The organism is Dellaglioa sp. CoH-57-MRSF-18 (assembly GCF_056781995.1).
The window spans coordinates 1-288 of record NZ_JBXAXX010000197.1; the positions used below are offsets into that span (position 1 = coordinate 1).

The following is a 288-nucleotide window of genomic DNA, read 5'->3' on the forward strand; positions in this document are numbered from 1 at the left end:
CCGGGACGTAGCCCATACAACCATACCAACTGATTGGCCGTTATGTAATGCTCATCTCCGTCAGTCTTGGAACGAACGGGACCCGGATACACTATGTGCGTGATTTTTGCCACGTGGGGTCCTCTTGGTCAAAACTCAGCCTGTATACGAAATGGTCGTAGGGAACCTCGATAGGAAACACGCCAAGAAATCGACGCCCCGCAACCTCGAACTCGCGTTTGTAGAAAAGCGATTTGGGCGTGAAATTCGAGACAGACGCAGAAATTTCCCAAAACCACTCATTAAGTT

At 49.7% G+C, this 288-nt stretch carries 1 protein-coding gene; it reads right to left on the reverse strand.

Annotation, left to right across the window (positions count from 1 at the left end; translation table 11 throughout):
* Positions 1-91 precede the first annotated feature (91 nt).
* A partial coding sequence (locus AC1RPG_RS08695; protein ID WP_391857577.1) for a hypothetical protein occupies positions 92-288 on the reverse strand: 197 nt, incomplete at its 5' end.